The sequence below is a fragment of the Pseudomonas sp. P5_B2 genome (genome assembly GCF_056400445.1).
Map to the genome: position 1 here is coordinate 1 of NZ_JBFULH010000669.1, position 2,120 is coordinate 2,120.

Here is a 2,120-nt window from a genome sequence, read left to right on the forward strand (position 1 = left end):
TTTGGGCTGCAGCCCGGTGGTGAGTTGGTATTGGAGTCAACGATTTGCCATGAAATCCGCCAACACAAAACGCCGGTAATCTTTGGTCACGCTAGCGCACACCCAATTTTTTCAAAGCACCACACCCCTAAAACTTATGGATTGGAGAGCTATATCTCGATCCCTATCGTCAAAGCCAATGGTGATTTTTTTGGTACGTTGTGCGCCATCGATTCGGTGCCCGCCAACCTTGACGAACCCGCTATCGCCAAGACACTTGCGCTTTTTGCTCAGTTGATTGCGATGAGTCTGGACGCGCAAAACCATTTGGAAGCGACAAAAGCAGCGCTGGTGGATGCCAATGAAAGCGGTCGATTGCGCGAGCAATTCATCGCGGTACTGGGCCACGATTTACGCACACCGCTCAGCGCAATCCGAATGAGTACCGATCTGTTAAGCACCAAAACAACCGAAAAACGCTCACTGAATTTGATTTCTGCGATTCATAAAAGCACGGCACGTATGGGCGTACTGATAGAAAACGTGTTGGATTTTGCGCGGGGACGGATGGGCGATGGGATTCCCGTTAAACGACAGTTGGTCGATGACCTGGAAAAAACGCTTCAAATGACCATCGATGAAGTACAAACATCACACCCTCACGCCATTTTTTCTCACGACCTGCAAGTTCCGCTTGGCATCTATTGCGATGCTTTACGTATCAGCCAGTTGCTCTCTAACCTGCTGGGCAACGCTGTAACCCATGGCGCAGTTGCAACGACCATCCGCGTCAATGCTTACACTGATGAAGACGAGCTTGTTATATCGGTGGCCAACCAGGGCGCACCAATCCCCTCGGAGCTAATGCCATTGCTATTTGAGCCGTTTACTCGCTCAGAGGCAGGGCAACGTGGCGAAGGTCTGGGACTGGGCCTTTACATCGCATCGCAAATCGCCACCGCGCACAGAGGCACCTTGAGCGTTTCCTCAACGCCGCAATCAGGGACATGCTTTATCGCCAGGTTTCCTGCTGGTTTCAAATGGGCTTGACGCTAGACTTCACTTTGCATCGGCCACTGCCACATRCAGCCTTTCAAGACTGCCGAGTCGCGCGTTGCGGGTCGCTGCACCTGGCATCAACTCGATTGATCGACCACCTTGATCCGGGTCAGCCCTACCCGCTCAGCCTGCTCTAAAATCTGATCTGGCGTCGCGTCCGCAGAGGGCATGATCAAGCTGTTCTCTCCATCCCCAAAATGCAGTTGTAGCAGGTGCATTGCTGCCTCATGCGAGGGCAACTGAGCCTGCTTGAGTTCAAACAGGTGTGTGCGGGGCTCGCCGTTGAACAGGTATTCCAGAAGAAATTTGCACATGGTGGGGATCCTTGTAATGGGAAAAAGTAGCAGCCTGATGACAGGCTTTTCAACTTCAAAGTGCCGGCGATTTTGAACAGCACCATCAAGGCCAAGTACATCGCGGACGCACGCAATACCGAATCCAGTCTCCTCACCCTTCCCGGTAGGCGCCAGGCGATGAAAGGGAATATGTAAAAAAGAATTTTCAACGCACCGCTGAGGTCTATCAATGACCAAGCCGGAGCTCGCAATCATGAAATTCTCAAAATTCTGCCAATCGCTCTCTAACCGGGCTGGGAGCTCGAAGACATTCCTGACGGCTGTCGTATTGATCGCCGCATGGGCACTGACCGGGCCTTACTTTCACTACAACGATACGTGGCAACTGATCATTAACACCTCAACGACTATCATCACGTTCCTGATGGTATTCCTGATCCAGAATACGCAGAACCGCGATAACGATATTTTGCACCTGAAGATTGATGAGCTGATTCGGGCAACCAAGGAAGCGCAAAACGCCACCTTGTCTTTGGACAAAATGGGCAGTCGAGAGTTGAGAAAACTGCGTGAGCACTACAGCTCGTTGGGGCAAGAAGAACAAATCAACTTTGATTCAGTTGAAGAGAACGATGCAACACCCAAGGGATTGCAGCCGTAGTCGGCATCAAATGATCCCAACCAAGGCGGCCTGCCTGGCTGAAACCTCAATGGAGTGATCTGGCGTAGCTGCTCATGGCCAATATTGGCGAGCAGGAAATTTATCCATCCGCTTGACCACTGCAT

The 2,120-nt window shown here is 51.5% G+C and carries 3 protein-coding genes and 1 pseudogene; 2 read left to right on the top strand and 2 right to left on the bottom strand.

Annotated features, from left to right (window positions below):
* Positions 1-1,029, top strand: a 1,029-nt coding sequence (locus AC1DRJ_RS25410) for a GAF domain-containing sensor histidine kinase (RefSeq protein WP_477804583.1), incomplete at its 5' end; no start/stop codon positions are given.
* Positions 1,030-1,115: 86 nt separating this feature from the next.
* On the opposite strand, the gene AC1DRJ_RS25415 is transcribed toward AC1DRJ_RS25410, so the two are convergent.
* Positions 1,116-1,352: a hypothetical protein gene (locus tag AC1DRJ_RS25415; RefSeq protein ID WP_477804584.1), complete on the bottom strand. Its 237-nt coding sequence runs from the start codon at positions 1,350-1,352 to the stop codon at positions 1,116-1,118.
* 35 nt (positions 1,353-1,387) lie between these two features.
* Positions 1,388-1,480 (bottom strand): annotated as a pseudogene (locus AC1DRJ_RS25420) (DUF421 domain-containing protein); the annotation flags it as partial.
* Positions 1,481-1,587: 107 nt separating this feature from the next.
* Here AC1DRJ_RS25420 and AC1DRJ_RS25425 point away from each other — a divergent pair.
* Positions 1,588-1,995 carry a low affinity iron permease family protein gene (locus AC1DRJ_RS25425; RefSeq protein WP_477804585.1) on the top strand — a complete coding sequence of 136 codons (408 nt, stop codon included), beginning with the start codon at positions 1,588-1,590 and terminating at the stop codon, positions 1,993-1,995.
* Positions 1,996-2,120: the final 125 nt, after the last annotated feature.

Bases quoted from the DNA above. Each gene is read 5' to 3' on its own strand.
- AC1DRJ_RS25415 (WP_477804584.1), bottom strand. From the start codon at position 1,352: ATGTGCAAATTTCTTCTGGAATACCTGTTCAACGGCGAGCCCCGCACA.
- AC1DRJ_RS25425 (WP_477804585.1), top strand. From the start codon at position 1,588: ATGAAATTCTCAAAATTCTGCCAATCGCTCTCTAACCGGGCTGGGAGC.